27 protein-coding genes are annotated in these 25391 nt (G+C 40.1%); 26 read left to right on the plus strand and 1 reads right to left on the minus strand.

The annotated features are described in order from the left end of the window. The first annotated feature begins 230 nt into the window (after window positions 1–230). The 25 genes from tssD (B4Q04_RS14555) to B4Q04_RS14670 all read left to right on the plus strand — a co-directional run bounded on the left by tssD (B4Q04_RS14555) (window position 231) and on the right by B4Q04_RS14670 (window position 20940). Window positions 231–617: a type VI secretion system tube protein TssD gene (tssD, locus tag B4Q04_RS14555; RefSeq protein WP_013991784.1), complete on the plus strand. Its 387-nt coding sequence runs from the start codon at window positions 231–233 to the stop codon at window positions 615–617. A 121-nt stretch (window positions 618–738) separates the two neighbouring features. Next, on the plus strand, window positions 739–1191 hold the full coding sequence (locus tag B4Q04_RS14560; RefSeq protein ID WP_013991783.1) for a hypothetical protein: 453 nt from the start codon (window positions 739–741) through the stop codon (window positions 1189–1191). Window positions 1192–1209: 18 nt separating this feature from the next. Further along, a complete protein-coding gene (locus B4Q04_RS14565; RefSeq protein WP_013991782.1) occupies window positions 1210–2559 on the plus strand; it encodes a DUF5458 family protein in 1350 nt (449 codons plus the stop codon). Window positions 2560–2602: 43 nt separating this feature from the next. Beyond that, window positions 2603–2992 carry a type VI secretion system tube protein TssD gene (tssD, locus tag B4Q04_RS14570; protein WP_013991781.1) on the plus strand — a complete coding sequence of 130 codons (390 nt, stop codon included), beginning with the start codon at window positions 2603–2605 and terminating at the stop codon, window positions 2990–2992. Window positions 2993–3043: 51 nt separating this feature from the next. Beyond that, window positions 3044–3886: a hypothetical protein gene (locus tag B4Q04_RS14575; RefSeq protein WP_088697234.1), complete on the plus strand. Its 843-nt coding sequence runs from the start codon at window positions 3044–3046 to the stop codon at window positions 3884–3886. Between the two features lie 11 nt (window positions 3887–3897). Then, window positions 3898–4119, plus strand: coding sequence for a hypothetical protein (locus tag B4Q04_RS14580; RefSeq protein WP_088697235.1), 222 nt, complete (start codon window positions 3898–3900; stop codon window positions 4117–4119). Between the two features lie 19 nt (window positions 4120–4138). Further along, window positions 4139–4582: a hypothetical protein gene (locus B4Q04_RS14585; protein WP_088697236.1), complete on the plus strand. Its 444-nt coding sequence runs from the start codon at window positions 4139–4141 to the stop codon at window positions 4580–4582. 623 nt (window positions 4583–5205) lie between these two features. Continuing rightward, window positions 5206–5406 carry a hypothetical protein gene (locus tag B4Q04_RS22490; RefSeq protein WP_123772380.1) on the plus strand — a complete coding sequence of 67 codons (201 nt, stop codon included), beginning with the start codon at window positions 5206–5208 and terminating at the stop codon, window positions 5404–5406. Between the two features lie 10 nt (window positions 5407–5416). Further along, window positions 5417–5710, plus strand: a complete 294-nt coding sequence (locus B4Q04_RS22495) for a hypothetical protein (RefSeq protein WP_123772381.1) — start codon at window positions 5417–5419, stop codon at window positions 5708–5710. 15 nt (window positions 5711–5725) lie between these two features. Then, entirely contained in the window at window positions 5726–6091 is a 366-nt protein-coding gene (locus B4Q04_RS14595; protein ID WP_088697238.1) for a hypothetical protein, read from the plus strand. 369 nt (window positions 6092–6460) lie between these two features. Continuing rightward, the gene (locus tag B4Q04_RS14600; RefSeq protein ID WP_088697239.1) at window positions 6461–6847 is read left to right on the plus strand and encodes a DUF3592 domain-containing protein; all 387 of its coding nucleotides are present in this window, start codon (window positions 6461–6463) and stop codon (window positions 6845–6847) included. A gap of 25 nt (window positions 6848–6872) precedes the next feature. Continuing rightward, window positions 6873–7298, plus strand: coding sequence for a hypothetical protein (locus B4Q04_RS14605; protein ID WP_088697240.1), 426 nt, complete (start codon window positions 6873–6875; stop codon window positions 7296–7298). Between the two features lie 269 nt (window positions 7299–7567). Beyond that, on the plus strand, window positions 7568–7942 hold the full coding sequence (locus B4Q04_RS14610) for a hypothetical protein (RefSeq protein WP_088697241.1): 375 nt from the start codon (window positions 7568–7570) through the stop codon (window positions 7940–7942). 311 nt (window positions 7943–8253) lie between these two features. Next, entirely contained in the window at window positions 8254–8727 is a 474-nt protein-coding gene (locus B4Q04_RS14615) for a hypothetical protein (protein ID WP_145956569.1), read from the plus strand. Between the two features lie 64 nt (window positions 8728–8791). Next, window positions 8792–9517, plus strand: a complete 726-nt coding sequence (locus tag B4Q04_RS14620) for a hypothetical protein (protein WP_088697243.1) — start codon at window positions 8792–8794, stop codon at window positions 9515–9517. A gap of 131 nt (window positions 9518–9648) precedes the next feature. Further along, complete coding sequence (locus B4Q04_RS14625) at window positions 9649–9900, plus strand: hypothetical protein (protein ID WP_088697244.1); 252 nt, start codon at window positions 9649–9651, stop codon at window positions 9898–9900. A 2-nt stretch (window positions 9901–9902) separates the two neighbouring features. Then, window positions 9903–10178 carry a hypothetical protein gene (locus B4Q04_RS14630; protein WP_123772382.1) on the plus strand — a complete coding sequence of 92 codons (276 nt, stop codon included), beginning with the start codon at window positions 9903–9905 and terminating at the stop codon, window positions 10176–10178. Then, on the plus strand, window positions 10175–10567 hold the full coding sequence (locus B4Q04_RS14635; RefSeq protein ID WP_088697246.1) for a hypothetical protein: 393 nt from the start codon (window positions 10175–10177) through the stop codon (window positions 10565–10567). Before B4Q04_RS14630 ends, B4Q04_RS14635 begins: the two co-directional genes overlap by 4 nt. A 113-nt stretch (window positions 10568–10680) precedes the next feature. Continuing rightward, a complete protein-coding gene (locus B4Q04_RS14640) occupies window positions 10681–10941 on the plus strand; it encodes a hypothetical protein (RefSeq protein ID WP_088697247.1) in 261 nt (86 codons plus the stop codon). Window positions 10942–11064: 123 nt separating this feature from the next. Further along, window positions 11065–11835 carry a toxin-antitoxin system YwqK family antitoxin gene (locus B4Q04_RS14645; protein WP_123772383.1) on the plus strand — a complete coding sequence of 257 codons (771 nt, stop codon included), beginning with the start codon at window positions 11065–11067 and terminating at the stop codon, window positions 11833–11835. 387 nt (window positions 11836–12222) lie between these two features. Next, entirely contained in the window at window positions 12223–13278 is a 1056-nt protein-coding gene (locus tag B4Q04_RS14650) for a hypothetical protein (protein WP_123772384.1), read from the plus strand. A gap of 532 nt (window positions 13279–13810) precedes the next feature. Continuing rightward, window positions 13811–14833, plus strand: a complete 1023-nt coding sequence (locus B4Q04_RS14655) for a DUF4138 domain-containing protein (protein WP_088697250.1) — start codon at window positions 13811–13813, stop codon at window positions 14831–14833. A 47-nt stretch (window positions 14834–14880) separates the two neighbouring features. Beyond that, window positions 14881–15372, plus strand: coding sequence for a conjugal transfer protein TraO (locus B4Q04_RS14660; protein ID WP_013991761.1), 492 nt, complete (start codon window positions 14881–14883; stop codon window positions 15370–15372). Between the two features lie 20 nt (window positions 15373–15392). Beyond that, window positions 15393–17804, plus strand: a complete 2412-nt coding sequence (locus B4Q04_RS14665) for an Ig-like domain-containing protein (RefSeq protein ID WP_088697251.1) — start codon at window positions 15393–15395, stop codon at window positions 17802–17804. Between the two features lie 136 nt (window positions 17805–17940). Next, window positions 17941–20940 (plus strand): PKD domain-containing protein, encoded by a 3000-nt coding sequence (locus B4Q04_RS14670; RefSeq protein WP_088697252.1) that lies wholly within the window; start codon window positions 17941–17943, stop codon window positions 20938–20940. Window positions 20941–21172: 232 nt separating this feature from the next. Here the strand turns inward: B4Q04_RS14670 and B4Q04_RS14675 are convergent, their stop codons facing one another. Then, window positions 21173–21619, minus strand: coding sequence for an integrase core domain-containing protein (locus B4Q04_RS14675; protein ID WP_088697253.1), 447 nt, complete (start codon window positions 21617–21619; stop codon window positions 21173–21175). An 859-nt stretch (window positions 21620–22478) separates the two neighbouring features. On the opposite strand from B4Q04_RS14675, the gene B4Q04_RS14680 reads away from it, so the two are divergent. After that, window positions 22479–25385 (plus strand): SusC/RagA family TonB-linked outer membrane protein, encoded by a 2907-nt coding sequence (locus tag B4Q04_RS14680; protein ID WP_088697254.1) that lies wholly within the window; start codon window positions 22479–22481, stop codon window positions 25383–25385. Window positions 25386–25391 lie beyond the last annotated feature (6 nt).

A 25391-nucleotide genomic window follows, 5' to 3' on the forward strand; every position in this document is an offset into this window, starting at 1 on the left:
AAAGAATTTTACGAACATTTTAACCAAAAAATCAATAAGGGGGAGATTTTGTTCTGGTACTGATTATTACTGGTGTTCCCCGTGTTTTAATAGGCTTTTTCGAGGTTTTATGATTTGGTATTTCGTCGAAAAAAATTGCAAGTTTTAGTGATAGTCAATAGTTTAGCAGCGTTCTTATGTAACGTTACTTAATTATTAATCAGGTATTATTTACCAAAAAATTATTTATTATGGCTTTTAAAGCAAAATTGAAAGTTGCGGGAAAAGAGTTTACCGTTTTACACTGTTCTTATGATTTAAACCAAGAAGTTGATCCAACAGGAAGACCTTCTTCTGTTACCCGTGGTGGCAGAATCAACATGACTGTTGAATCAAATGGGGAAACCGGTTTTTTTGAATGGATGACCAACAACTTTGAAAGAAAAGACGGAAGTATTGTCTTTATTAAGCGTGATACCGACGCAACTTTAAAAGAAGTTAAATTCAAGGAAGGTTATTTGATCAAGTACAAAGAAAACTTTGATGCTACCGGTCAGAACCCATTAACTGAATCATTTACTATTTCTGCCAAGGAATTGGCCAGTGGTGGTGGTGAACATGTCAATGAATGGGTATAACCATATACGGACTTTTATTTATAAAAGGGGGCAATCTTATGCCTCCTTTTTACGTTTAATTGTGTATATATTGTACGTATAACTATTTTTTATTTAAATTTAGAAAATAAAATTATAATTTATGGCTATAGGTAATCTAGGTATAGGTGGTAATGAGGTAAAAGGCGACGCAAACGAGGCCTTGACCGAAATACCACAGAATAGAACTTTAATTGTAGGTAAGTTGACCCCAAATGCTCCGGTAAAGCCCGAGGCTATTGAAGGACTTAGGACAATTGAAGATGCTTTTGAGCATTTTGAACCTAAACTGAATATCCCGTTCGAGGATAAAGACGGTGGCGTTTTTAATGAGGAACTTTCGTTCACCAACTTAGGTGATTTTGGTAAAAAGGGAATTACAAATAACAGTGTGTTTTTAAAAGAGTTGGAAATTGAAAGTGATCAATACAAAAAGATCATCAAGCAATTGAAGACCAACAAAATTTTAAAAGCGGCATTGGAAGACCCTGAAGCCAAACAATCATTGGTTGAGACTATTGATGCGCTTATCGAGGAAATCAAAAATGCCAAATAACCTTATTCTATTCCACATATGTCCGATAAACTAAAACAGTCACAACTAAGTGACAAACCTTTCATTGAGCAAATCAAGGAAAAATCAGATAACCTTGCCAAATACGGTGGGTTTGATTTATTAGAATCTGCTATTGATGATGTTCAGAACCTAAACCCCGATCGTAAGGCACGTAGAAAAATGTTCCTTACCGAAAACAATAAAAAACAAGAGCGGGAGTCGCTTTTGAAAATTTTATCGCTTTGGTCGGATACCTTGAAATCAGGGGATGATATCATAGGCTTGGTACAGGCTGCCGATGATAAGGCTCAAGAATCACAAAAAACATACACCAAAAATATTAAAACGGCACTGGAAGAGACTCGAGAATTGGAGACCTCTTACCGTTCTGTTGCCCTATTTTATAAAAACACCGATTTACCTTCATTGAAGAACGTAACCGTGGTCAATGCCGAATTGGACCAATTGACCGATTTGGACAATACACGTTTCTTTGATTACATACGTGAAGAATTGGTGTCTAAATATGACCGTTTAGACCTAAGGGAGAACTATTCGCTTATGGTGCTTCCAGGTTATCTAGGTTCAAAATCGGTTGTGGATAAATGGGCAAAATTGGCCCATGAAAACAAAGTGACCTTGGTTACCGATTTTGCGCATTTAGATGAACCGGACGATGTGATGGAAATGTTCGAAAGTGCCAACTTGGCCAGTGGCGATGCTTATTTGTCCAATACGATCATGACCTGTAACTGGTTGGTCGGTAGAGGTAAGTATGATGAGGTAGGTGAAGAAGAAGATGTACATGTACCGCCCTCTGGAGCCTTGGCGGGAAAAATATACAAGACCTTAATGTCACAGGTTACCGCTGGTAAAAAGCACGGTGGACTAAGTGAAGTTGATGGAGTGCGTTTTGACCTTCGGAAAAGTGAGATTGCCAATTTAGAAAACTTAGGATTGGTACCTATGGTAAATGAATATGGCAAAGTAATGGCCTTTTCGGCCAAAACCTTGTTCAATGGTGACAACCTAGGGCTACAGACCTATTCCGTAGTACGTGTTTTCGATTATGTGACCAAAGTGTTGATGGACTTCCTTAACAGAAGGGCCTTTGAAAACTTCGATGCACGAACCAGAAAGGAAATACAAAACCAAATCGTTCGCTTTTTGGATGAAATTACCGGTCCCGGTAAATTGATCGAGAATTTTGAGATCCGTCGTTTCGAACAGGATATTAATCAAAAGGACCGTATTTATTTAGACGTGCGTTTAAAACCTTATTTCCCGGCCAAAAACTTCTTGATTAAGATGGACGGTCAAAAAGGTGATGAGGGTGCCGAATGGGATACCGATTACCAACAAAGTTAATAACCCGTTTTTAAAGTTCTAAAACACATAAACCCCTACAACTATGTCTTTTTTAGCAAAACTCATTATTGATGGGCAGGACTACAACGTCTTGCACTGTACCTATAATTTTGAACAACCTATGGATTCTACGGGCAAACCTGCCGGGAAACCATTGGGTGGTCAAATCATGATTACCTTGGAATCCCAGGGAAAATTCGATCTGTTCCATTGGATGTCCTCTTCAGATCAAACGAAGGACGGAACGATTATCTTCTATAAGCGCGACGCCATGTCGCAATTGCAACGGGTGGAGTTTACCAAGGCCTATTGTGTTAGCCTTGAGGAAGAATTTGACGCCATCGATGATGTGCCTATGCAAAAGCGCATCGTTATTTCGGCACAGAGCATTAAAATCGGTGATATGGTCTTTCAGAATCGTTGGGGGGAGTAAAGTAATTCTCTAGCTCTTTAATGTTGTACCATTTTTTTTTAATATTCTATAATGAGAAGAATAGAACAGCTAAAACAACGGCATGATTTAAAAAAAGCTTTAAGGAGGGCGCGTAGTGCTGCTTCTATTAAAGACTCTATTAATGAAGGGAGCCTTAATCCAATAAAACAAAAGGTTAAAACGAAATTAAATCATAGTCTTAAAAAATCATTTTTAAAAAAATCATTGAGAGGAATAAATTTTGCCTCTACCGAACTTAAACCTGAGGATTGGATTTACAATAGGGAAACTGGAAAATATGTTTGGGATGGAAATGTTACAAAACCGAGCGAAACGCCGGAAGGCTTTGATTATGTTGGACCTTCTTTACGGGATGTTGAGAATGATTTTAAAAAAAACAACCCTATTAGCTCATTTTTCACAAGTCCAGAGATGGGTAAAAATAGAACATCTTGGCCAGGAGAAATTATGGCTCATGAATCCACTATTTTTGAAAAAGTAAGGGATTTTGGTGTAGAAAAAGGAATTCCTGGCAGTGAAAGTATATACTACATGGCAGATGACATTTCTGTGTTCGTTACTGGTTTTGATTTACTAAACCCTATAGGCGAGCCATTGCATTTAGATGGTACTTTTGCCGTAAGAGGAAGTCAAGCACATATAGATTCGGGCATAAACGGGCTACTAAATGTGATGCCGATGGCGAAGTTTAATTTTCGTGGCTTGAACATGGTACAGTCAAATAAATTCTTTAAAGGTACTTGGTACAACAAACTTTCTCCTCAAACTAGAGGTCAAGTTCTAAAGACATTTAATTATTTGCTGAAATTAAATTTTACTCCAAAGAAAGTTTTCAAGCAAACTAAATCAAATACGGAAAAATTAAAAAATTAAGCCCTCCCGGTATGATTGCAATTCTCGAAATTATCGGAGGATTTGTTAGGTATTTGGTAATCAATGCTTTTAACAAAATAACAGGAAAAAAGGAAAATATAACGCTCAGTCACATTTTAGAAGATAAGAAGGGTAGAAGTTTTGCCAATGCTCAAAAAGATTACTCAAATGGTATTGTAGGTTTCGTAACATTTGCTTTACTACTTTTTTTTGCTTATTTGTTGTTTGACTAGAGAGAATATTAGTTGATTGATGAGAAAGATTGTAATAATACTTCTTATTTTGTCCGCAAATCAAATCTATTGTCAGAACATTTTTACTGAGAAGTTCGATTTGTGCAATACGACATATTTTGAAACAGAATCTGATTCTGTTTTAGCAAAGCCAATAAGTGATTTTGTAAATGTAATTGCAACAAATCTAAACGATGACAAAGTAAAAACCATTCGAGGTATCCTATCACTTCAAATTATAGTTGATGAGGATGGTAGGTCGTGTTTGTTAAGTGTAGAAAACAATACTAATATAGAAACTGACGAATTATTCTTGAAAACAAGTATAGATGATAATCTCTTATGGCATAAATTAAATAGACAGGTGTCTGTAATAGTTGCAATAAAATTTTATGGAAACGAAGTGGAAATAAAGCGCATAGGAATAAGTAAAGAAAAAGGCTTTCACGAATTATCTAATTAGTCTAATATTGGGTCAAACCATTGACTTTTTGTTATTATGAGTTGAAGATTTGCGTTGTTTTGAGTCAATTATATGGTAGGTTAGAACTTCATAAAATGAATCATTTTCCATAAGAACAAAAACAGCCTGAAAAGACAAAAGATAGTTTTCTTGTTTCCGTTGTATACCTTAGCTAGCCCTCATTTGTAGCGAGTTCCGTACAAAGTGAGAGCAGGTGTAAACTAAAAAGAAAGATATCTAAAATATTTTAGATATCTTTTATGTTTTTAGACAATGCGATGAAAACGATAACTAAAGTAACATGGACCGTGCTAGTCAAATACCGTATTCGGGTTTTATTCGTTATTCCTAGTGGAGGCGAAGCAGGGTTGAAGTTTTGGGCCCACCTGGACAATTGGGCAAAATATGGCATAAAAGGGCTTCAAACCGTTACTGGGGTTATTGAGCATGGTAATAATGTAGATTGAGCAAGGTAATAATGTAGGGAAAGCCATAGAAATATTAAAGGAAGAGTTTAAGCAAAAAGAGGTCTCAAAGGATACTCAATTTAGAAATTTGACCCCTCGCGAAAAAGAATATTTTTTGACCCACCCCAACCAAGATTCCCTTGGGCTTAAAAGGGATTGGATACTTTATATAGATTCAAACGAGTTCGACCTGTAGCGGAACCTTTTAATGATGAATTGTATTATGTTGGCGTGCAGGAAATAAGAGATACTATCTTGAAAAAGAAAATTTTAAAAAAGGCACAAGATTTGATTTCCAAAGAAAATAAAAAGAACCAAGAACGTGCAGAAGAAATATTCCATAAGGACGATTATTAAATTCGCCGATGTGGGTGCAAGTGCAGTTTTTAGCAACTGGGGTAGTGCAATATTGTCATCTGAATTTAATTTGACTTTTAATGAAGGGGTTGAATCTAATGATTTAACTACTTTTTCTAAGAATTTAGCGCTGAGTAGAGCTAGTAAAAAGGTTTCTAGTTCATTTGTTTCCACAGTGGGAAAACCTATGGAGCAATTTGCAGGGACTGTGGGAGCCTTGTATAATTATGGAGGTCAATTTACTATATCAACGTTGATTTCTACGGCTAAAAAAAGTAATTCTAAAAAAGATTCCAAAGAATAATATTTTATTTCGAGAATGATTTTGGACAAAAGTAAAATTAGAGTTCTTATTGTGGTGGGCTTTTTGTTATTGACAACTTATTTTGCTTCTAGGTATATTAAAAATGATATAAATTCAAATGCAGAATATACTATAGGTTTTGTTTATGACTATATGGAAGGTATTACATCAGGAGAGTATATTTACTATAGATATTATGTGTCGGGTCAGGTTTACGAAAATACTAATTCTTATGATAAAGCTCATAATGTTAAAATCGGTGATTACTATATGGTAAAATACTCTACGAGTAATCCTGAACATTCTGAATTACAGCAAGGGCTTCTTATAACCGATACCATTCAAATAAAAGCTGCAGGGTTTAAATTGCCTAATAGGTAAACAAAATTTTCAAGAAATTAAGTTGTTATATCCTAGTTTTTTGAAATGAGAAAACGGCACAATAAAAGGACCATCCTTGTAGGAGCACTGCGTTGTGACCTCCTCCCAAAATTAGGTGCTGGTCATAACTAGAGAATCGGGCTATTTTCATTAATTTAGATATACTCGTTTGGGGTATGTCCTAAACGAGCGGTATACACCCCAACTAAAACTTCGGTCATATGCTGACAGGGTCGACTTGAAAGGAGGGCGCAAAAATATATGCGGTATTTGATAATGCTGACGAAAAAAAGATAATTACGGTGACGGTAGGTAGAGGAATGACCTTTACTTTGGCAGGTCAAACAGGTACTAAAATTATTGGGAAAGATGGATGCTCTGAGGAATAAGTTTCCAGGGTCTATCTCCAAGGATACAATTGCTTTTGTAATCGGTCTATTGGTTTTGGCTTTAGGTATATTATATGCCACATATAAACAATATGATACTGCGGACAATCAAAAAAAAACAAATGGGGAGATAATTGAATTTTACCATTCTACAAGAGCTAGATATGGTTTAAAATATCGTTACTGGGTGGATGATAAGGAATATATTGGGTCGACAGGTGTTAGTCCTTTTAACTGCGACAACGGCAAAAAAGGCTGTGTAGGTAAAGAGTTTCCCGTGTACTATTCTTCCGAAAATCCTCAGTATAGCCGAATAGACTTGGGCAAATACGAGAAATACAAAACCACGGTCGAGTTTGTAAAATAAGTGTTCCGTTAAATTCAGATAAGAAATGAGGTATTTTATTGTTTGGATTATATTGTTTCCCTTGGCCGTTTCGTGCCAAGAAAATGAAGTTGATCTACAAGGTACTTGGCACTATGAGCGCCGTTCAAGGCCCGAAACGGGTTTTACCATGAGCATCGATGGGGTGGACGTCACCGACGAACTGAACGACGAAACTGGGGACGGGGATGGCATGGACCATTTTTACCTGGTCTTTGACGGTCAGGGACAATTGATCGAGTACAAGGTGGGCATAGGCTTCCGCTCTAACTACAAAATCGCTGATAATCTTATTTACTCCAACGATAACCCGCTATATGAAATAGTGACGTTCAGGGATAGTCTAATGGTCATAAAGCAACCCGATGAAGTGGATACCGCCACATATGAAAGAGTTGAAGTCGATTTGAGTGCTTTGGAGATCATAAATTGACTTATGAACTAAGATAGTTAACACGATGCGGCCTCTTAAGTGGGACTATCCCATAAGTGTATAAATAGCCCCGATTCACCACCAGCGCTCGTTTGCAACGAGTGTCCTAAAAAATAGGAACAGGTATTAACAAAAAAGAAAGTTGTCTGAAATCTTTAATATTGTACGATAATAAGATGAAAATTGTAATGTAAGTAACATAGGTGGTGCTCATAAAATACGAGGGCCAGCTGGGCTATTGAAGTTGAAGTTAAAAAAGAAATGGAAAAATGATGGATTGGTTAAATTCCAAAAAACCGGTGAAATTAATGCTGGTATTGGTCATCTGTTTCTTTTCATTCAAATATTTTCAGTCAATTTATCATTTTAAGTATTACGCAAGATATACCATTGGTAAGTTTACTCATTTTAAGCACCAAAATGCTTCTACTTATGCCATGTATGAATTTTATGTGGATAACAAAAAAATAGAAGGAGCTACGTATGCTAGAGAAAAAATAGACAAGTTCTTAGTAAATAAGTATTTCAAAGTAAAATATTCAAGCAAAAACCCTGAAATAAATGAGATACTTTTAGATGAAATGATTACCGATCCCAAGGCCGTTGAAGCGGCGAGGTTCAAGCTAAAAAGCAAAATAGAATAGTACATCTTTAATTTTTTGTAGAATGCTGCTGTAATGATGGTTTCTCTTTAGTATTTGCGTTGAATGATTTAAGGTCGTTTGAAATGCCCATAGGAGGACCATGGTCGATGAGGGCAATCGATTTCTTGAATTAAGGCAAAAACGTTGATTAAGGGATACTCTTATGGTCATAAAACCACCAGCTGAAGAGGGTATCGTTACTTATGAAAAGGAGGAGACAGATTTAAGTGATTTGTAAATTGATTGGGTGGATAGGTTTTGGCGCTAAAGTTATTTTTATTTACATCTGGATTTTGAATCGGGACAAACAAATGACAACTCTTAATATAGAATTTAATGGTGACATGAAGGCTAGTGATGATAAAGGCGGGCAAATATTTTATGTCAATCGTAAATTTAAGTGGACAAGTAAAATAGTTTTAAGTTTTTTTAGGGGGAATACACTAATATTGCGTGCCAGTCATTACACTCTTAATCCGTTCAGCGGGGTGAAAATTGATTACCAAAACCTTGATCATTTGGTGTCGATAAGTAAAAATGTGTTAACCGTTGCAGGCTTGGGTATTATTAAGATTAAGCAAAATCACTTCTCTTATGTAATAAACAAACGCTTAGGGTCAATATATCACAATGGAACGGAAATAGCTAGCGTTGTTCTTAGAAGTCGCCTCTCTCAGGCAAATGCTATATTAGAAGTCAAGTTTGCAACGAAAGAAGTAGATTTGATTTTTTACTCTATGCTTTTTTTGGCTATTGAAAATTCTGACATAGATGGAGGTTGCTAAATAGGAAGGAGGTTAGGAGGAGGTCATTTTGTTACTTCTTTGATTTCACATTTAGACCAATTTTATGAGAAACATAATAATTTACATATCGTTGTTTTGGTTGTTTGGTTGTAAAAAAGAGACTAAAAAGAATGCTGAAAAATTAGATGGGATAATAAAAGTTGAAGACAGTATAGGTGTTGAAGAGGGGAAACAAGAACATGTTAAATTGAAACATGGGAATTTCGACTACTCTTTAAAACCTGATGAGGTAAAAACTCAAAATGATAGTGTGTTGTTTTTAAAATATTATTTTAATCAATACATTAAAGGAAAAGACTCTTTAAGTGAGGTTTTGTTTTTTAATATGTTCCCAGATAATTTTAAAGAATTCAAGGCGCTGTATGGCTATGATGAAAGTCAAAATGAAATCATATATGGGGGCTTGTATGATGATTATGGCCAAATAATTGATTATGAACCAAAGTACGTCGAAAAACAAGATTATATTGAGAAACTGATTAGTTTGTCAATACGTGGTAATTGGCAATCGGACAATGTGGCCCATTTGCAAAATAAGGTGAATGAATTATTTTTAAAAAATCCAATCCGCTTTATCGAAATATTAAAGCATAAGAGGAAATTGGAGATTGAAAGTTTTTGGGTGTTCTTTTTTGATGGCCCTCGTCCAGAAAACCAACAAGAAATGTATAATACGGTTATAAGTAGTTTGATGGAATCGGACTCCACAATGGTTCCAATTGCAGAAAGAGCTTACACGAAAGTAAAGGAAGATTGGCAATTGCACTAGGTTAATTTGCTCTATATCCTGGTATTATATATGTGTTTTTGTCGTAATTTATTGGTGTGATACCAAGGTGTTTTGTGTAAATAGGTTCGACTTTCTTGCAATGCTGGTACTAAACTACAGGCGGCTTCACAATGTTAAAAAAAAAGATTACAACCGTTACCATCGGTTTACCTGTAGCTGTTAATGGAACTGTAAATATCTTACCTTTTTTGTATGCCGCAGGGCAATCTTCAGCTCCTGCTTTGGGTAAGGCTTTTGCTGTTAATTCGGGACGAAATATATTAATAAATGGGGCTTATAATGCATTGGAACAATATACGGCAATAGGGTTGACAAATAATGAATGGGGGGGGGCTTACAAAAAATCGACAAATTTGATGTAGGAGTGAGTGGTTTTTTTAGTAATTATGGAGGTGTCGTTATAAAATCTGCATATGACTGGAAATCTCAAAATGATTATGGAACAAACAATTTAAATGATTTTACTACTAATATGGTTTTTGGTAGTTTAAAATATAAAGCTAGTAGTTCATTTGTTGAAGGTGTTGGAAAACCATTGTCCACCTTTGCTCCCGTTCTTGGTGGCATTTTCGCACATGGAGGAAAGTCTACTGTAAAAATTACGATAAGTGCTGCTTCTAAAAAAATTAAAGAAAATTGAATTTATTGAAAAAGAAATATTTTAGCTTATTGCTATTTTTACTTTTTGCGGGGGTATTGGTGGCAATAACAGTTTGGTCTAAATATGATATTGCCCAACATGAAAAATACACTATTGGCTATGTATATGATATTGATGGAGGAACCGCTACGGCTAGTCCAAGTTTGGTCTATAAATATTTTGTAACAGGTAAGGAATATCATTCAACATCCTCATTTTCTAAAAATAAAGAATTGTATTTAAATCACTTTTATCGAGTTAGGTATTCATTTAAGAACCCGGGCTCAGGTGAAATCTTATTAAATCAACCTATTACTGATACCATCAAAATCAAAAAAGCGGGATTTTCTTTACCACAAAAGAAAAGAAACCAGTTTCAAGAATTATAGGTAGCTGGCATGAAGTTTAGATATATTGTTTTTTTACACTTATTTTTTCTTTTAACATCCACCTGTTCAGCTCAGAAAACTTTTGTCAGGAATAAACAGAATCAGGAGCTAACATGGACTGCCCTCGTCAAATACCGTTCAGGATTGAATTAGTTATACCTAATGGAGGCGGAGCAGGGTTGAAATTTTGGGCCCACTTGGACAATTGGGCAAAATATGGCATAAAAGCGGTTCAGACGGTTACCGGCGGTACCGAGCAAGGTAATAATGTAGGGAAAGCCATAGAAATATTAAAGGAAGAGTTTAAGCAAAAAGAGGCAAGTGTTGAAGCGCTCCGGATCTCAGTGGAATTCTTATATAGATGTTCATGGTAAGCTCACTAAATGGGTAGACTCGACTAAAGTGAAGGTTGTTTTAAAAGGTAGTCCTGCCCAAAGAAAAAAAGTCCTAGATTCGATCCGTCGAGAAAATGAGAGCAAAAGAGGAGGGATGAACTATTGGTTAAAGCAAAATTAATAATGATTCGTACGGCAAGTTTTCTACTCATTTTTTTTGTTGCGCTCTCGTGTAAAAATAAAGTACACAAAGAGTTTTACCCAAGTGGTAATTTAAAGTTTGAATCAACAGTAGGAGAAAATGGATTGTTTAACGGAGGGTATATTGAATATTATGATTCGGGGGAAGTTAAAGCCAAAGGGAAATATGTAGATGGTAGTATTTCAGATACGGTTTATATATTTTACAGAAATGGGAAGCTGAAAGCAAAGGGACTTTTTCAAAAAAATATTAAAAAAGGTTGGTGGAACTATTACCGACAAGATGGTGAACCAAAGAGTTTGGAGGAGTACTTGGTCATCCATGACAGTATGTACAAGAATCAATCGATACATTATCTGAATAATGGGGAAATAGACTTAAAAAACAGTTCTTTCTTTAGTTTGGAAATACCCGATACGATGGTAGTGGGTAAAAATGTAGGAAAAGTTTTGAGCTATAATTCCAACTATTCATCGGACGAATATTATCTATCGGATTACCATTTCTTAACGGTAATTGTAGAAAATGAATATGAAAACGGATTGATAAAAAAAGATACTTTTAGCGATGGGACATTTACTCCTAGTTTTGGAATTTTCGCTAGAAAAAAAGGGTATCAGACAGTAAGAGGTCGTATCATGGAGGAAATAGTATACGACATTCCTTCTGATAGCTCGGTAGTTGTTAAAGAGCATTTTAAATACTTCGAAAAAGATGTGTTCGTTCAATAACCTACATAATATTTTTGATTGTTTCTTGCCAAGAAAATCAAACAGACCTACAGGGTGCTTGAAATCAAGAGATAATCTAATGGTCATAAAACTACCAGATGAAGTGGGTACCGCCACTAAAAAAAAGGTGAATGCCGATTTAAGTATTTTGGAAATGGTAAATTAAACTGAAATCTTATAACTGAATTACATTGGGCAACATTAAATTTTGCTTCATGAATACGTACCTTAGTTGTATTTTAGAATATCATGGGTAAAAATAAAATTGGTGTCCCAAACTTCTTTCTGGTCCTAGCCTTTGTTTTTTGCTTGGCCTTTTTTTGGGGAGGTTTACTGTCTTCGGGTTCATCAAGCTCCGTACGTGTTAATGGACTAGCCATTCTATTTATGATAATTGCCTGGGTATTTGCAGGTATTATGTCATTTTGGCTTTTTAGAAGCTTTAAAATAGTCACCATTAAAAATAATACAATTACCGCTTCATCATTTTTTTCGAAAAAGAAAGTACTTAAGTTCAGTGATTTGGAGTTTGTAGGGTGGCATTCAGAGTATTTCCATTATTCCAAAAGTTTTCATATCGTCGCAACACTCTATGATATTCATGGTGGTTCTATTGAAATAAATGATTTGGAATTGGAAAATTTTGATGCGATTATGCAGTGTGTTCCCCATGAAAATTCAAATTCTAAAAAACGGGTATATAAAAAGTTGGCAAAGGATGGCTATCTCTCTTCAGCTATTGGCTTGGCGCTTAGCGCGTTGTTTTTTGTTTTTATGGCCGTAAGTTTTGGAGGTGATATTCAGGGCAATCTTTCCGGTAATTATACTTTAGAGGACTTCTTTTTTAGAGTGCTTTTCCCAATAGTTCATATGCTGATAATTTGGGTGTTTTTAAAACGTACGCTTAGATATCGAAACATTCTTAAGAAGGGGAAATCGGTTAAAAAAACAATAGCAAAAACCAATTTGGGACGAAAGGGGAAAATCGAGAATAGTTTTGAATATTGTGATGACTCGGTAATGGGATACTTTAGCGGGTCATGGAAGATTGAGGGGCAAAATGAGTTGGCCGAGGTGTACTTTTATGCCCCTAAAGACGAAATACTTCAATCTCAAATCGATAATTTTGATAAACTCTTGACTAATTATCCAACGCTTAGAAAAGAACTAGGCCAAGCCTTGGATGAACGATTAAAATTAGAGAACCACAAACATTTGGATCATTTACTGGAACAACCTCTTCATTTTTCAATTATTTCGGTGCTATATGACCAGAGAAACCATGAGAATGTCCAAGCGGATTACGATATTGAATTGATTGCTTCAAAACTCTACAAATCATTAGGGATAAAAAGGGCTGTGGATATCGTTGCGGTTATTGCCAACGGAAAGATAAAAGAAATCATACAAGAGTCCGATAGTCAGGAAAACGATAGTTTGTGATTACAATGATCGGCGAGCTTTGTTTTAGGACTTAATTTAGCTGGCCAGGCTATATTTGAAATCGGTATAATTTTATTTTCTAAGTAAATTTTGTTTATAGACGAATGTAATGAGGAAAAGAAATCGCAATAGGTAAGAGTCTTGATGTTAAGAAGAGGCAGGGATAAGATAAAATATGAACACTGCTCTTTCTTAAAGTCGGATGAGGTAAAAAACCAAACTAAAAGAGTGTTGTTTTTCATGTGTTTCCCGATAGTTTTAATGAATTCAAGACCCTTATGCTTTAGGGAAAATCAAAAGGAAACTTATATGATGGTTATGGCTGGTAAGAGTAGGGCGGCCGGCACAATGGTTGTGTGATGATAGAATTTTTTGGTTTTTTATTTGACGGTATAAACCTACAACTCTAGCCTTTCGACGATAATTTATTGGGATATCTCCCTTTATTAGTATTTTTGTATTTTAATGTTTTGTTAAGCCTTCTTTTTTTTGTAGGTAAAAAGCTATAGAAAATATTAAACTTTCTTTATGTATGAAGGTATCCCCGATTCTCTTTAATTTATTTATCGGTTTTTTTTTCTTGATAGTGGGTAATACTATGGTCGCCCAATCCCCATTGGCGGTAGCATGTAACGAGAATAGTACTGTGAGTCTATTTTTTCCGTCCAAACTGGTGAAAATTGTAGAACCTGGGGTTAATTTTAGGTTTACCTATGATGAAAGCTCGAATATAGGGGCCTTACAAGCTAGAAAAGGAAAGAACAGTAACCTTACGGTGATAACAGAAAATGGTTTTATCTTTTCGTTTAACTTGAGTTATTCAGAGAATGTAGAAAAGTTCAATTATATAATTTCACCTGAGCAAGCGGTGGGGAAACTAAATCAAGGGCCTACGGTTCAAACTGAAACGGACCAAGAACCCCGCAAAGATTTACAAGAAACCCAAGAATCCCCTTTGCCTAAACCTTCGATAAACGAAGGGGTAGAAATGCTGAAAGAGGCAATAGTTGAGAAAGAAATTCCTAGTAATCCCATTGAAAACCAAATAATTCCAGAAAATAGCCCTAAACTTGAATCGGAAGGAACCGTTTATAATGACGCTTCCGGGGTTGAGCAAGACTTATATGATGTCGATAGGGAGGAATATTATCGTATTTTTTGTGAAAACAACTATTTACAAAAAACAGTTTTTAAGAGAAGTTTTAGACAGAATAAAAGAATTGTCTTAAAATTGAACAATATTTTGGTTGACAGGGAAGAAATTTACTTTATACTCCAGATTGAGAATAATTCCAAAAGGGAGTATCATATAGATGGTGTAAGTTTCTTTAAAAAAGCGGCTGTTGGTCAATTACAAAAAATTATGAAACCCCGATATACCTTTAACCTACAAGAATCCCTTGATCCGGCAAGTGTCAATGAGATCGTATATGTTTTCAAAAATTTCAAATTAAGTAGCAAGGAACTTATTTATGTGGCCTTGGCAGAAAAAGACACCGACAATATGGTGATACTTCCGTTAGATAATAAACAAGTAAATTCCCCTTCCAATTGAATATTAAAAAAATATTTTCGGTCTTACTTTTTTGCATCCCCGTTTTCATGATAGGGCAAAGTTATACAAATACTTTTTCGGTCTCCGGTGGTATGTTCGGAGAGGGTTATGGTGGTGAGTTAACCCTGGATAATAATCTTAGTGAGACCACCTTTACGGAATTGGCCTTAAATGTCTCCATTGCAAACTATCAGTCAGGAATAAAATCTATTCCCTATTCAAGCTTAACGGCGAGCTATTCATATTTCATAACCCTTTATAGTAGAAATAGGCGGATGCAGGCACTCTCATTAGGGGGCGGTGTTTTGGCAGGCTATGAAATGGTCAATAACGGAGAGGTCGAGGTATCAAACATTGTATCGGTCAATGGGGAAAGTAAGTTTATTTACGGAGCCGTATTGACGGGGGATATCGATATTATTGTCAGTGAGCATATATCATTGATCATCCGTACATCGGAATATTTTCATGCAAATAGTGATTTCGGGAGTTTTACTAACTACACAGGCCTTGGGTTAAGGTATTATTTCAATAAATAAATTAACTTAAATTAAGTTAAGTGAAAAGGCTATACGACAAACTTATATATTCTGTGGTTGTTATAGCCATCCTTATCGCCTGTACGAAGCAGGTAGGCCTGGTGACCGAGGTAGAGTTCGATTTTGTAGGGAACAATACCGATACGGGCCATATTAACGAAGGGCTCACTACGGCCCTTACCGTTGTCCCGGAGGAAGTTTTGGAAGGCTATACCTATAGCTTCACCTATTCGGTGGAATCGGGGGAGGGCGGTTTCGAGGACGACAAGGGGGAAAACCTTGCTCCCGGGGAGAAACATCCCTTTAGCGGATTGACCGGCAACCTGCAATATATCGGCACAACGGTAGGGGAGCACAAAGTGCGTGTCCTAGCGGAGGACCCCTATGGCTTTACGGAGGAACTAGAACTCACCTATACCCTTAGCGAGGTTCCCGCCACATGGACGGCCACGGCGTCGGACACCGAGCTTTTGGTCGGCGGCCTTACGACGATTACGGTCACCTTGGGCAACGAGGGCACGGGCGATGTGGCGTACGAACGCAGTTACGGTATGGTCGCGGGATCGGGGGAACTTACCCTGGAGGACGGTACGGGGTTGGAAATGGAGGCCGATGTGGATATCGTTCCCGGTACCTATCGATACAATTTCATGGCGGAAGCCCTTGGTACGGTCATCCTTACCTTCGACCTGAGGGACGGCAACGGTCAGGAACTTACCGCGGAGGTGCGCATTGAGGTGGTGGAGGAACTGTCACCGGAGGGCAACGACATCGTGGCCTTCTCATTGCCGGGGCAGATCGGTACGTTCACGATCGACCCCGATGCCCATACGGTATCCGTAAATGTCCCCGAGGGAACGGAATTGGCCACGGCCCCCGAGGAGCTTAGGGTATCGGAGGGCGCGACGGTCTCCCCCACGGCGGATGCGGAGCTTGATTTCTCGAATCCCGTCACCTATACGGTCACGGCCGGTAACGGTGATGTCCAGGAGTGGACGGTCAGTGTCGCCGAGGTCGCTGCGGACCCCGAGATTACCCTGTTCTCGATAAACGGGACGGAGGGCGTCATTTCGGGCACCGCCATTACGGTAAGCCTTCCCGCAGGTACGGACGTCACGGCCTTGGTGCCTACGATAACGTTTATAGGGGAATCGGTAAACCCGGAATCGGAAGTCGAACAGGACTTTACGGACCCCGTTGCCTACACGGTCACTGAGGGCGGTGTAACAAAAGAATATGTTGTTACAGTGAATGTCAATGCGGTCGTAAACGGGGCCCCGACGGCGAACGACCTTACGGTGACCGTCGAAGGGAACTCGAGCAATAATACCATCGATGTGGCCGGGGAGATCATGGATCCCGAGAACGCCCCCCTTACTGTGGGCATCCAAGGCAACCCTGTGAACGGAACGGCCGGCATTTCGGGTACGGTGATCAGCTATACCCCTAACAATGGCTTTTCGGGCAATGACGTTATCACCTATACCGTCAATGACGGAATCAACCCTGCGGTGAGCGCGACGATTACGGTAACGGTGAATACGGTGGCAAACGGGGCCCCGACGGCGAACGACCTTACGGTGACCGTCGAAGGGAACTCGAGCAATAATACCATCGATGTGGCCGGGGAGATCATGGATCCCGAGAACGCCCCCCTTACTGTGGGCATCCAAGGCAACCCTGTGAACGGAACGGCCGGCATTTCGGGTACGGTGATCAGCTATACCCCTAACAATGGCTTTTCGGGCAACGATGAGATTACCTATACCGTCAATGACGGAATCAACCCTGCAGTGAGCGCGACCATAACTATTACTGTATCATCTGTGTTGCGATATCATCGATTTGAGCGTTTAGGGGCAAATTTAACCGAAGCTACTGCCAATTTTTGTAATGGTAGCAGTTTAGGCGGGGCAAAACTCAATATTGAAATAGAAACAAAGCTTATTGTCGGAAATGTTTATCGATTGTCTAACACTGATTATACAGGCTATTATAAAGTGGCCATTGCCTTGGACACCCCGAATAACGATGCTGACGATACCATAAGCGGAAGTGATGTTTCAGGAGCGGTCAGTATTAATTGTTCTACGCCTACGGAATTAACTTGGGATCTTAGTACAGGTGTGTTAAGCGGCCCGCCTAATGCTAATGTCACAATAAGCATAAGTGCTACGGGTGATGGAGGGGCTACTTTAAGGAGTTCAAGTGTGAATTTTAATTGGATAATTTGTGGTCCAGGGGCACAGGCAGAAGGGTGTCCTTATCCCAGTTCAGAAAGCATAACTGTTCAATTTCCTTCTTCAGGAAGTATAACTATTTCAGGTAGTCATAATTCTTCCTCAGATCCTTCAAGTGCGGCTACCGTTACTTTTTCTAGTGGAGGCAAAACGATAACGGATTTTATGGCCAATAATGCTATTCCCAGGTAGGTCATTCAGCACATTTTGTATAAATGTATTCTTTATTTTAGCTTAAGTTTTTAATAATATACCCTACAACGAATAAATTTGATGAAATAATCAACGGTTGTTATTTTGTCCTGATTGTATAGAATGTTCCTTAACCATGTACAAGAACTACAGACCCTTAGCGTATTTCATTTTGATGTTGACCGTCCTGTTTGCCTGCACGAAGGACGTAGGCCTTTTGACGGAGGTGGAGTTCGTGCTGTCGGGCGACAACACGGAGGAGGGCCATGTGGGGGAACCGCTCCCCACGGCCTTGACAGTGGTCCCGGAGGAGGTGCTGGAAGGTTATACCTATAATTTCAGCTATTCCGTGGAATCGGGCGACGGACATTTCGAGGACGGCCAAGGGGAGGTGCTGGAGCCCGGGCAGGCCTACGCCCTTGACGGCTTGGCCAAGGACCTGGTCTATATCGGGTCGGAGGTGGGCGACCATAGGGTGCGCTTCGTTGCCGAGGACCCCTACGGATTCACGGAGGAGCTTGAACTGGACTACATACTGACGGAGGTCCCCGCCACATGGACGGCCACGGCGTCGGACACCGAGCTTTTGGTCGGCGGCCTTACGACGATTACGGTCACCTTGGGCAACGAGGGAACGGGCGATGTGGCGTACGAACGCAGTTACGGTATGGTCGAGGGGTCGGGGGAACTTACCCTGGAGGACGGTACGGGATTGGAAATGGACGCCTATGTGGATATCGTTCCCGGTACCTATCGATACAATTTCATGGCGGAAGCCCTTGGTACGGTCATCCTTACCTTCGACCTGAGGGACGGCAACGGTCAGGAACTTACCGCGGAGGTGCGCCTTGAGGTGGTGGAGGAACTGTCACCGGAGGGCAACGACATCGTGGCCTTCTCATTGCCGGGGCAGATCGGTACGTCCACGATCGACCCCGATGGCCATACGGTATCCCTAAATGTCCCCGAGGGAACGGAATTGGCCACGGCCCCCGAGGAGCTTAGGGTATCGGAGGGCGCGACGGTCTCCCCCACGGCGGATGCGGAGCTTGATTTCTCGAATCCCGTCACCTATACGGTCACGGCCGGTAACGGTGATGTCCAGGAGTGGACGGTCAGTGTCGCCGAGGTCGCTGCGGACCCCGAGATTACGCTGTTCTCGATAAACGGGACGGAGGGCGTCATTTCGGGCACGGACATTACGGTGAATCTGCCCTCGGGCACGGACGTGAAGTCCCTTGCCCCGACAATAACGTTTATAGGGGAAACCCTGAGTCCGGAATCGGAAGTCGAACAGGATTTTACCGACCCGGTCAGCTATACGGTCACTGCGGAAGATGGGACAACACAGGACTATGTCGTAACGGTCACGGTAAACGCCGGCGCGAACCTTCCCCCTGTGGTAGATGCCGGAAGCGATACCACGATCACCTTGCCCACGGATTCCGTTACCCTGACGGGAAGTGCCACGGACAGTGACGGTAGCGTTGCATCGTATTCGTGGACAAAGGAAAGTGGGGGCAATGCGACGATAGCGAGTCCCACCTCTGCCAGCACCTTGGTCGAGGGCCTTGGGGCGGGCACCTATGTTTTTCGGCTGACGGCCACCGACGATGAGGGAGCGAGTGCTTCCGAAACGGTGACGGTAACGGTGGAGGCCGCGAACCTTCCCCCTGTGGTAGATGCCGGAAGCGATACCACGATCACCTTGCCCACGGATTCGGTGACCCTTAGCGGCAGTGCCACGGACAGTGACGGTAGCGTAGCATCGTATTTATGGACAAAGGAAAGTGGGGGCAATGCGACGATAGCGAGTCCCACCTCTGCCAGCACCTTGGTCGAGGGCCTTGGGGAGGGTACCTATGTTTTTCGGCTGACGGCCACCGACGATGAGGGGGCGAGCGCTTTCGGAACAGTGACGGTCACGGTGGAGGCCGCGAACCTTGCTCCCACGGTATCGGCAGTCGATGATATGGTCATTACGTTGCCCACGGATTCGGTGACCCTTAGCGGCAGTGCCTCTGACAGTGACGGTAGCGTTGCATCATATTTATGGACAAAGGAAAGTGGGGGCAATGCGACGATAGCGAGTCCCACCTCTGCCAGCACCTTGGTCGAGGGCCTTGGGGAGGGTACCTATGTTTTTCGGCTGACGGCCACCGACGATGAGGGGGCGAGCGCTTTCGGAACAGTGACGGTCACGGTGAATAATGCACCGGCCAATGAGGCACCGATTGTTCAAGATGACACTTACACCGTTTATGAAAATAGCGTTAATAACATTTTGGATGTATTGCTTAATGACAGTGATTCGGATGGGGATACAATGGTTATTACAAATATTGAAGATCCAATAAATGGAACGGCATCCATTGGAGTTGGACAACAAACTATTATTTATAATGCCACAACTGGAAATGACAGGTTCGATTATACCGTATCGGATGGCAATGGAGGTACGAGTTCCGGAACAATTAATATAAGTGTTATTCCCAATCAAAACCCAACCGTAGAAATAGACGAAACCATACTGGTACCCTTTGGAAATTTTCCAAAGACATTGGATTTTCGGGTTGCTAGTTCCAATGATGATGGGACCATAGTCAACTACGAATGGAATTTTGATGATGATGGTTCTACAGGTAATATTATTAACAATAGCGATGGTTCTTCCGTTTCCCATACTTTCGATGAAGCGGGAACGTATCAGATTGTCTTAACCGTAACCGACAATTTGGGTGCCACGGGCACGGATATGGTTGAACTCATTTTGGAGGCACCGCCTGAACCGGATTTCACTTTTTCGGTAAATCCCTACAATCCTGTGCCCGAAGAAGGATATCCACGGGGGGACATAGATATTTACTTCAATATTTCCCCGAATAGTGCTATGCCCTTTGGTGCATATACCATGGTGATGAACACGACCAAAGCTACATTGGATATAAATGGCACTCTTTATAGGGAAAGAAAGGATATTCCAATGGTTCCAAGTGCGGTTATAGGTCAGTTTTCGGATTTAAGTATGGCTACGGGACAACTTACGGTAACTTTTACGGTTACCCATAGTACTACGGGGATATCGAAGACACAGGCTATAACCTTGAAGTATAATTCAGGAACTGGAATCCCTTAATTTATGCCCAGATAGAAAAAGATACTATTACTTCGTTAAAGGATTATTGTCGAAAACAGTAGTCCTTTTTACTCATAGCGGAGACTGGATCCGAACCAGTGACCTTAGGGTTATGAGTCTAATTTTATAGCTGAAAACGCCTTATTTTTACCTATTTATATCAAAATCGTATACTCGGGAGATATAATAATTGTATTACAAACATATGAATTATAATGACCTCCTCCCATATTTAGGTACCGGTCATAACTAGAGAATCCGGGCTATTTTCATTCTTTTCTATATACTCGTTGGGGGACTTGTCCCCCAACGAGCTGTGCGGTCTAAATCCATTATAGTCTTCTCTCCAAATATCGAACTTTTCCTGTACATCTTCCAAAGAAAAGAACCAATTGGCATTCAAGCATTCGTCCCTGAACGGACCATTGAAGCTTTCGATAAATGGGTTATCGGCAGGTTTTCTAGGCCTTAAGGAGTCAAGTTCGACATTGTTTTCATAGGCCCATTTGTCCAATACTTTACTGATGAACTTACTTCCATTATCCACTTTGACACGCTTTGGCAGCACTTCGTTCCCAAAAGTAATAGTTTCCATCACTTGCACGACATCGCTTCCTTTGAGCGATTTTTGCGCATGGATGGCCAAGCACTTGTGACTAAAGTTATCCACTATAGTCAATGTCCTGAAAAGACTGCCGTTATAGAGCTAGTCGCAGACAAAAATCTATGCTTCAACATTCATTTAAACTAGAGGCCAATAGAAGATGGTTCAACTTCTACGGGTATAGTTATTTCAAATAACCAAGGAATAACCAAAACGACGTACATGGATGAATTAAACCCTTTGCCTTGAACAAGTTTTCTGTTAACGACAAGCTTACATTTTTAGTTTCAGGGTAGGAGGGTATCGGTATTGAGTTCTAGTTACAATAAATAGATTTCAATAAGTTGTTGGTAGTTATTGCTTGTGCTGATACTTGTGAAAGTCTCCCCTTCCTTTGATTTTTAAAGGAAGTACTACTGCAGTAGGGAGTATCGCTTTTCCTTTTCATATAGTAAGTACCTTGATAAAAAAAATCAAAAATAAGGGTGCCTACTTTCTTAATTGGGTTAAATTGTCAGGTTATATCGTAGTTCATCTTCTACAAATATTGATGGCTTATTCATGAGGTATGGCTCCAGTATGATTAACTAAGCTTTCAAATACCTTTTACATGTTTGCCTCTCCAGAGTCGCAATTCGTCCTAAAAAAATGGCATCTTTTTCCAATAGTCGTTTTATGGTTCGGTTGTTTTTTTTTGAGGTATTCTCATTATAAGGGCTTATAATTATTTTTTAAGAAAAATACACATCTCATTTTATTGTAAGTGTTAAAATTTTAGAACTTTTAAACACTATAACGTTTTCGTTTTTTTTCGAAAACGTTTTCGGGTTTTACACAGTTTCTCCAACGTTTTCATTCCTATAAATTTACATCTGCTTTATGCATTAAAGTGAGATTAGAACGAACTCAATTATTAATACAACAAACAAAATCTATGAAAATACTTCAGAAGATATGGTTGCTAGTATTTCTGGTGCCCACGGCAATTTTCGCCCAACAAAAAGTGAGCGGAACGGTAACCGATGCGGCTTCAGGAATCCCAATAATGGGAGCAAACGTAATTGTTAAAGGAAGTACCATCGGAACTACAACCGATTTTGACGGAAACTATCAAATAGAGGCAGATAATGGGGCGATATTACAGTTTTCCTACCTCGGATTCGAATCGGTGGAAATGACGGTAAATGGTGGTACTTTGAATGTAGTCATGAGCGAAGATGCCCAACAATTGGAAGAAGTGGTCGTAATCGGTTATGGTACGGTGAAGAAAAAGGACGCTACAGGCGCGGTTGATATGGTTTCTTCCGAGGATTTCAACCAGGGCCCGGTACTTTCCGCCCAACAGTTGATTCAAGGTAAGGTTGCAGGGGTATCCATTACTTCTGGTGGGGGTGCGCCTGGCGAGGGTCAAAATATCGTAATAAGGGGGCAAGGGTCGTTATCACTGACCAGTGAGCCTCTTTACGTGGTAGACGGTATTCCCTTAGATAATGAAGGTGTAGGCGGATCTCGTAACCCTTTGAACTTTATCAACCCAAACGATATCGAGAGTATGACCATCTTAAAAGATGCATCGTCTACCGCTATTTACGGGGCACGGGCAGCTAACGGGGTAGTAATGATTACGACGAAAAAGGGAAAAGGAAAAGAGTTTCGGTTCAACTACTCTGGATTGACGACTTACTATGATCCTACGGACTATGTAGATGTCTTGGATGCGGATCGGTATCGTAATTTGGTGAACCAAATCGGCGATGAGTCCGCTATTGACCGCTTAGGAAATAGTAACACCGATTGGCAAGATGAAATCTATACACAGGCGGTTGGATTTAACCATAATTTCAGTACAACCGGAAATATTGGCGGCTTTATTCCCGTGAGGGCTTCTTTAGGTTATACGGACCAGAACGGTATTCTTAAAGGGGATAACTTTTCAAGAACTACAGGAGCTGTGAACTTTAGGCCCAATCTGTTGGACGGCCATTTGAAGATCGAGCTTAACGGTAGGGGTATGTATACTGAAAATTCATTCGCCAATAGGGATGCCATCGGTGCGTCGGTCGATTTTGACCCTACACAGTCCGTTTACGATATGAATTCACCTTTTGCCAATTATTATACATGGCTCAATGCCGATGGGGTGCAGAACAACCTTGCGCCTACCAATCCGGTCGCTTTGGTAAACTTAAAGGAAGATACCGCAGAGGTGAGGCGTTTTATCGGAAATGCCAAAGTGGATTATAGGCTTCACTTTTTACCTGATTTGATCGCTACCGTAAACGTGGGGCTCGATAAATCCAATAGTCACGGAAGAACCATCGTATCGGAACTTATGCCCTCTTCCCAACTTGATTGGAACGGTTCGTTGTCAAACTATACGAACGAGTCGACCAGCAAATTGTTCGATGCCTATGCCACCTATATGAAGGAATTAGGCAAAAGCAGCCTGACCGCCGTAGCAGGGTATTCATATCAAAGTTTTGAAAATGATAATTTTAAATACGATAGTGAGGCCGAAGAAGATGGTAACGATTTTGAGTTTATAGATAAGTGGAAAAGTGTGCTGCTATCCTACTTCGGAAGGGTCAACTATAATTTTGATGACAAATATCTGTTGACCGCTACCTTGAGGGCCGATGCTTCTTCAAAATTAAATCCAGATGACCGTTGGGGCTATTTTCCTTCCTTCGCCTTTGCTTGGAACATGAACAATGAGAGTTTTCTGAAAGATTCAAATACGATCGATAATTTAAAACTTCGATTGGGATATGGTGAAATTGGAAACGTCAACGGCTTGGGTGATTATAACTTTTTGACCCGTTACAACGGAAGCCAATCGACCGCCAATTATCAGTTGGGTACCGGTTTTTATCAAACATATCGCCCTGAGGCTTTCAACGGAAACTTAAAATGGGAAGTTGGTAAAACCTTCAATGCAGGTGTCGATTTTGGCATATTTGATAGTAGAATTTCAGGTTCTTTGAACGTCTACTATAAAAATACAGAAGACCTTATCAGTAAGGTGACCGTAGACCCGTTCACTAATTTTTCCAACACTATAGATAAAAACATTGGCGATATGGTGAACAAAGGTGTTGAGATGGAACTGAATCTCGTGCCCGTCACGACCGAAGACCTTCATTGGAGCATAGGTTATAATATTTCCTTTAACGATAATGAAATCACCAATTTGCCCGATCAGGTAGAGGTCGGTGACATTAACGGAGGTACCGGAAACAAAATACAGTTGCATAAAGAAGGGTATGCCCCTTACAGTTATTGGGTGTATAAACAGGTATACGATCAACAAGGACGTCCTATAGAAGGAGCCTATGTCGATCGAAACGGAGATAACAAAATCAACAACGAAGACCGGTATCTGTACCAAGACCCCTATGCTGATATTATCATGGGCGTAAATACCAACCTTAATTACAAGAATTGGGATTTGGCCATAGTGACCAGGGCGAACTTGGGTAATTATGCCTACAACAATATGGCCTCGAGTAAAAGTTATGAGGTTAGGGCAACGGAGAACAATATCTTGACCAATTTACATTCCGATTACTTCAATACCGGGTTTAAATCCATTACGGAGAGTAACCTAGCGAGCGACTATTATATTCAAGATGCTTCCTTTTTTAAAGTAGATAATATAACGCTAGGATATACGCTGCCCGAATTCGCGGGAAACACTTCGCTAAGGGTATATGGTTCTGTGCAGAATTTACTGACTCTTACCGATTACGATGGGCTGGATCCCGAAATCAAGGGAGGGATTGATAATAATTTCTACCCAAGGCCGCGATCTTTTGTATTTGGAGTAAATCTTGACTTTTAAAACGTA

It is taken from the genome of Zobellia sp. OII3 (genome assembly GCF_002211465.1).
GTDB lineage: Bacteria > Bacteroidota > Bacteroidia > Flavobacteriales > Flavobacteriaceae > Zobellia > Zobellia galactanivorans.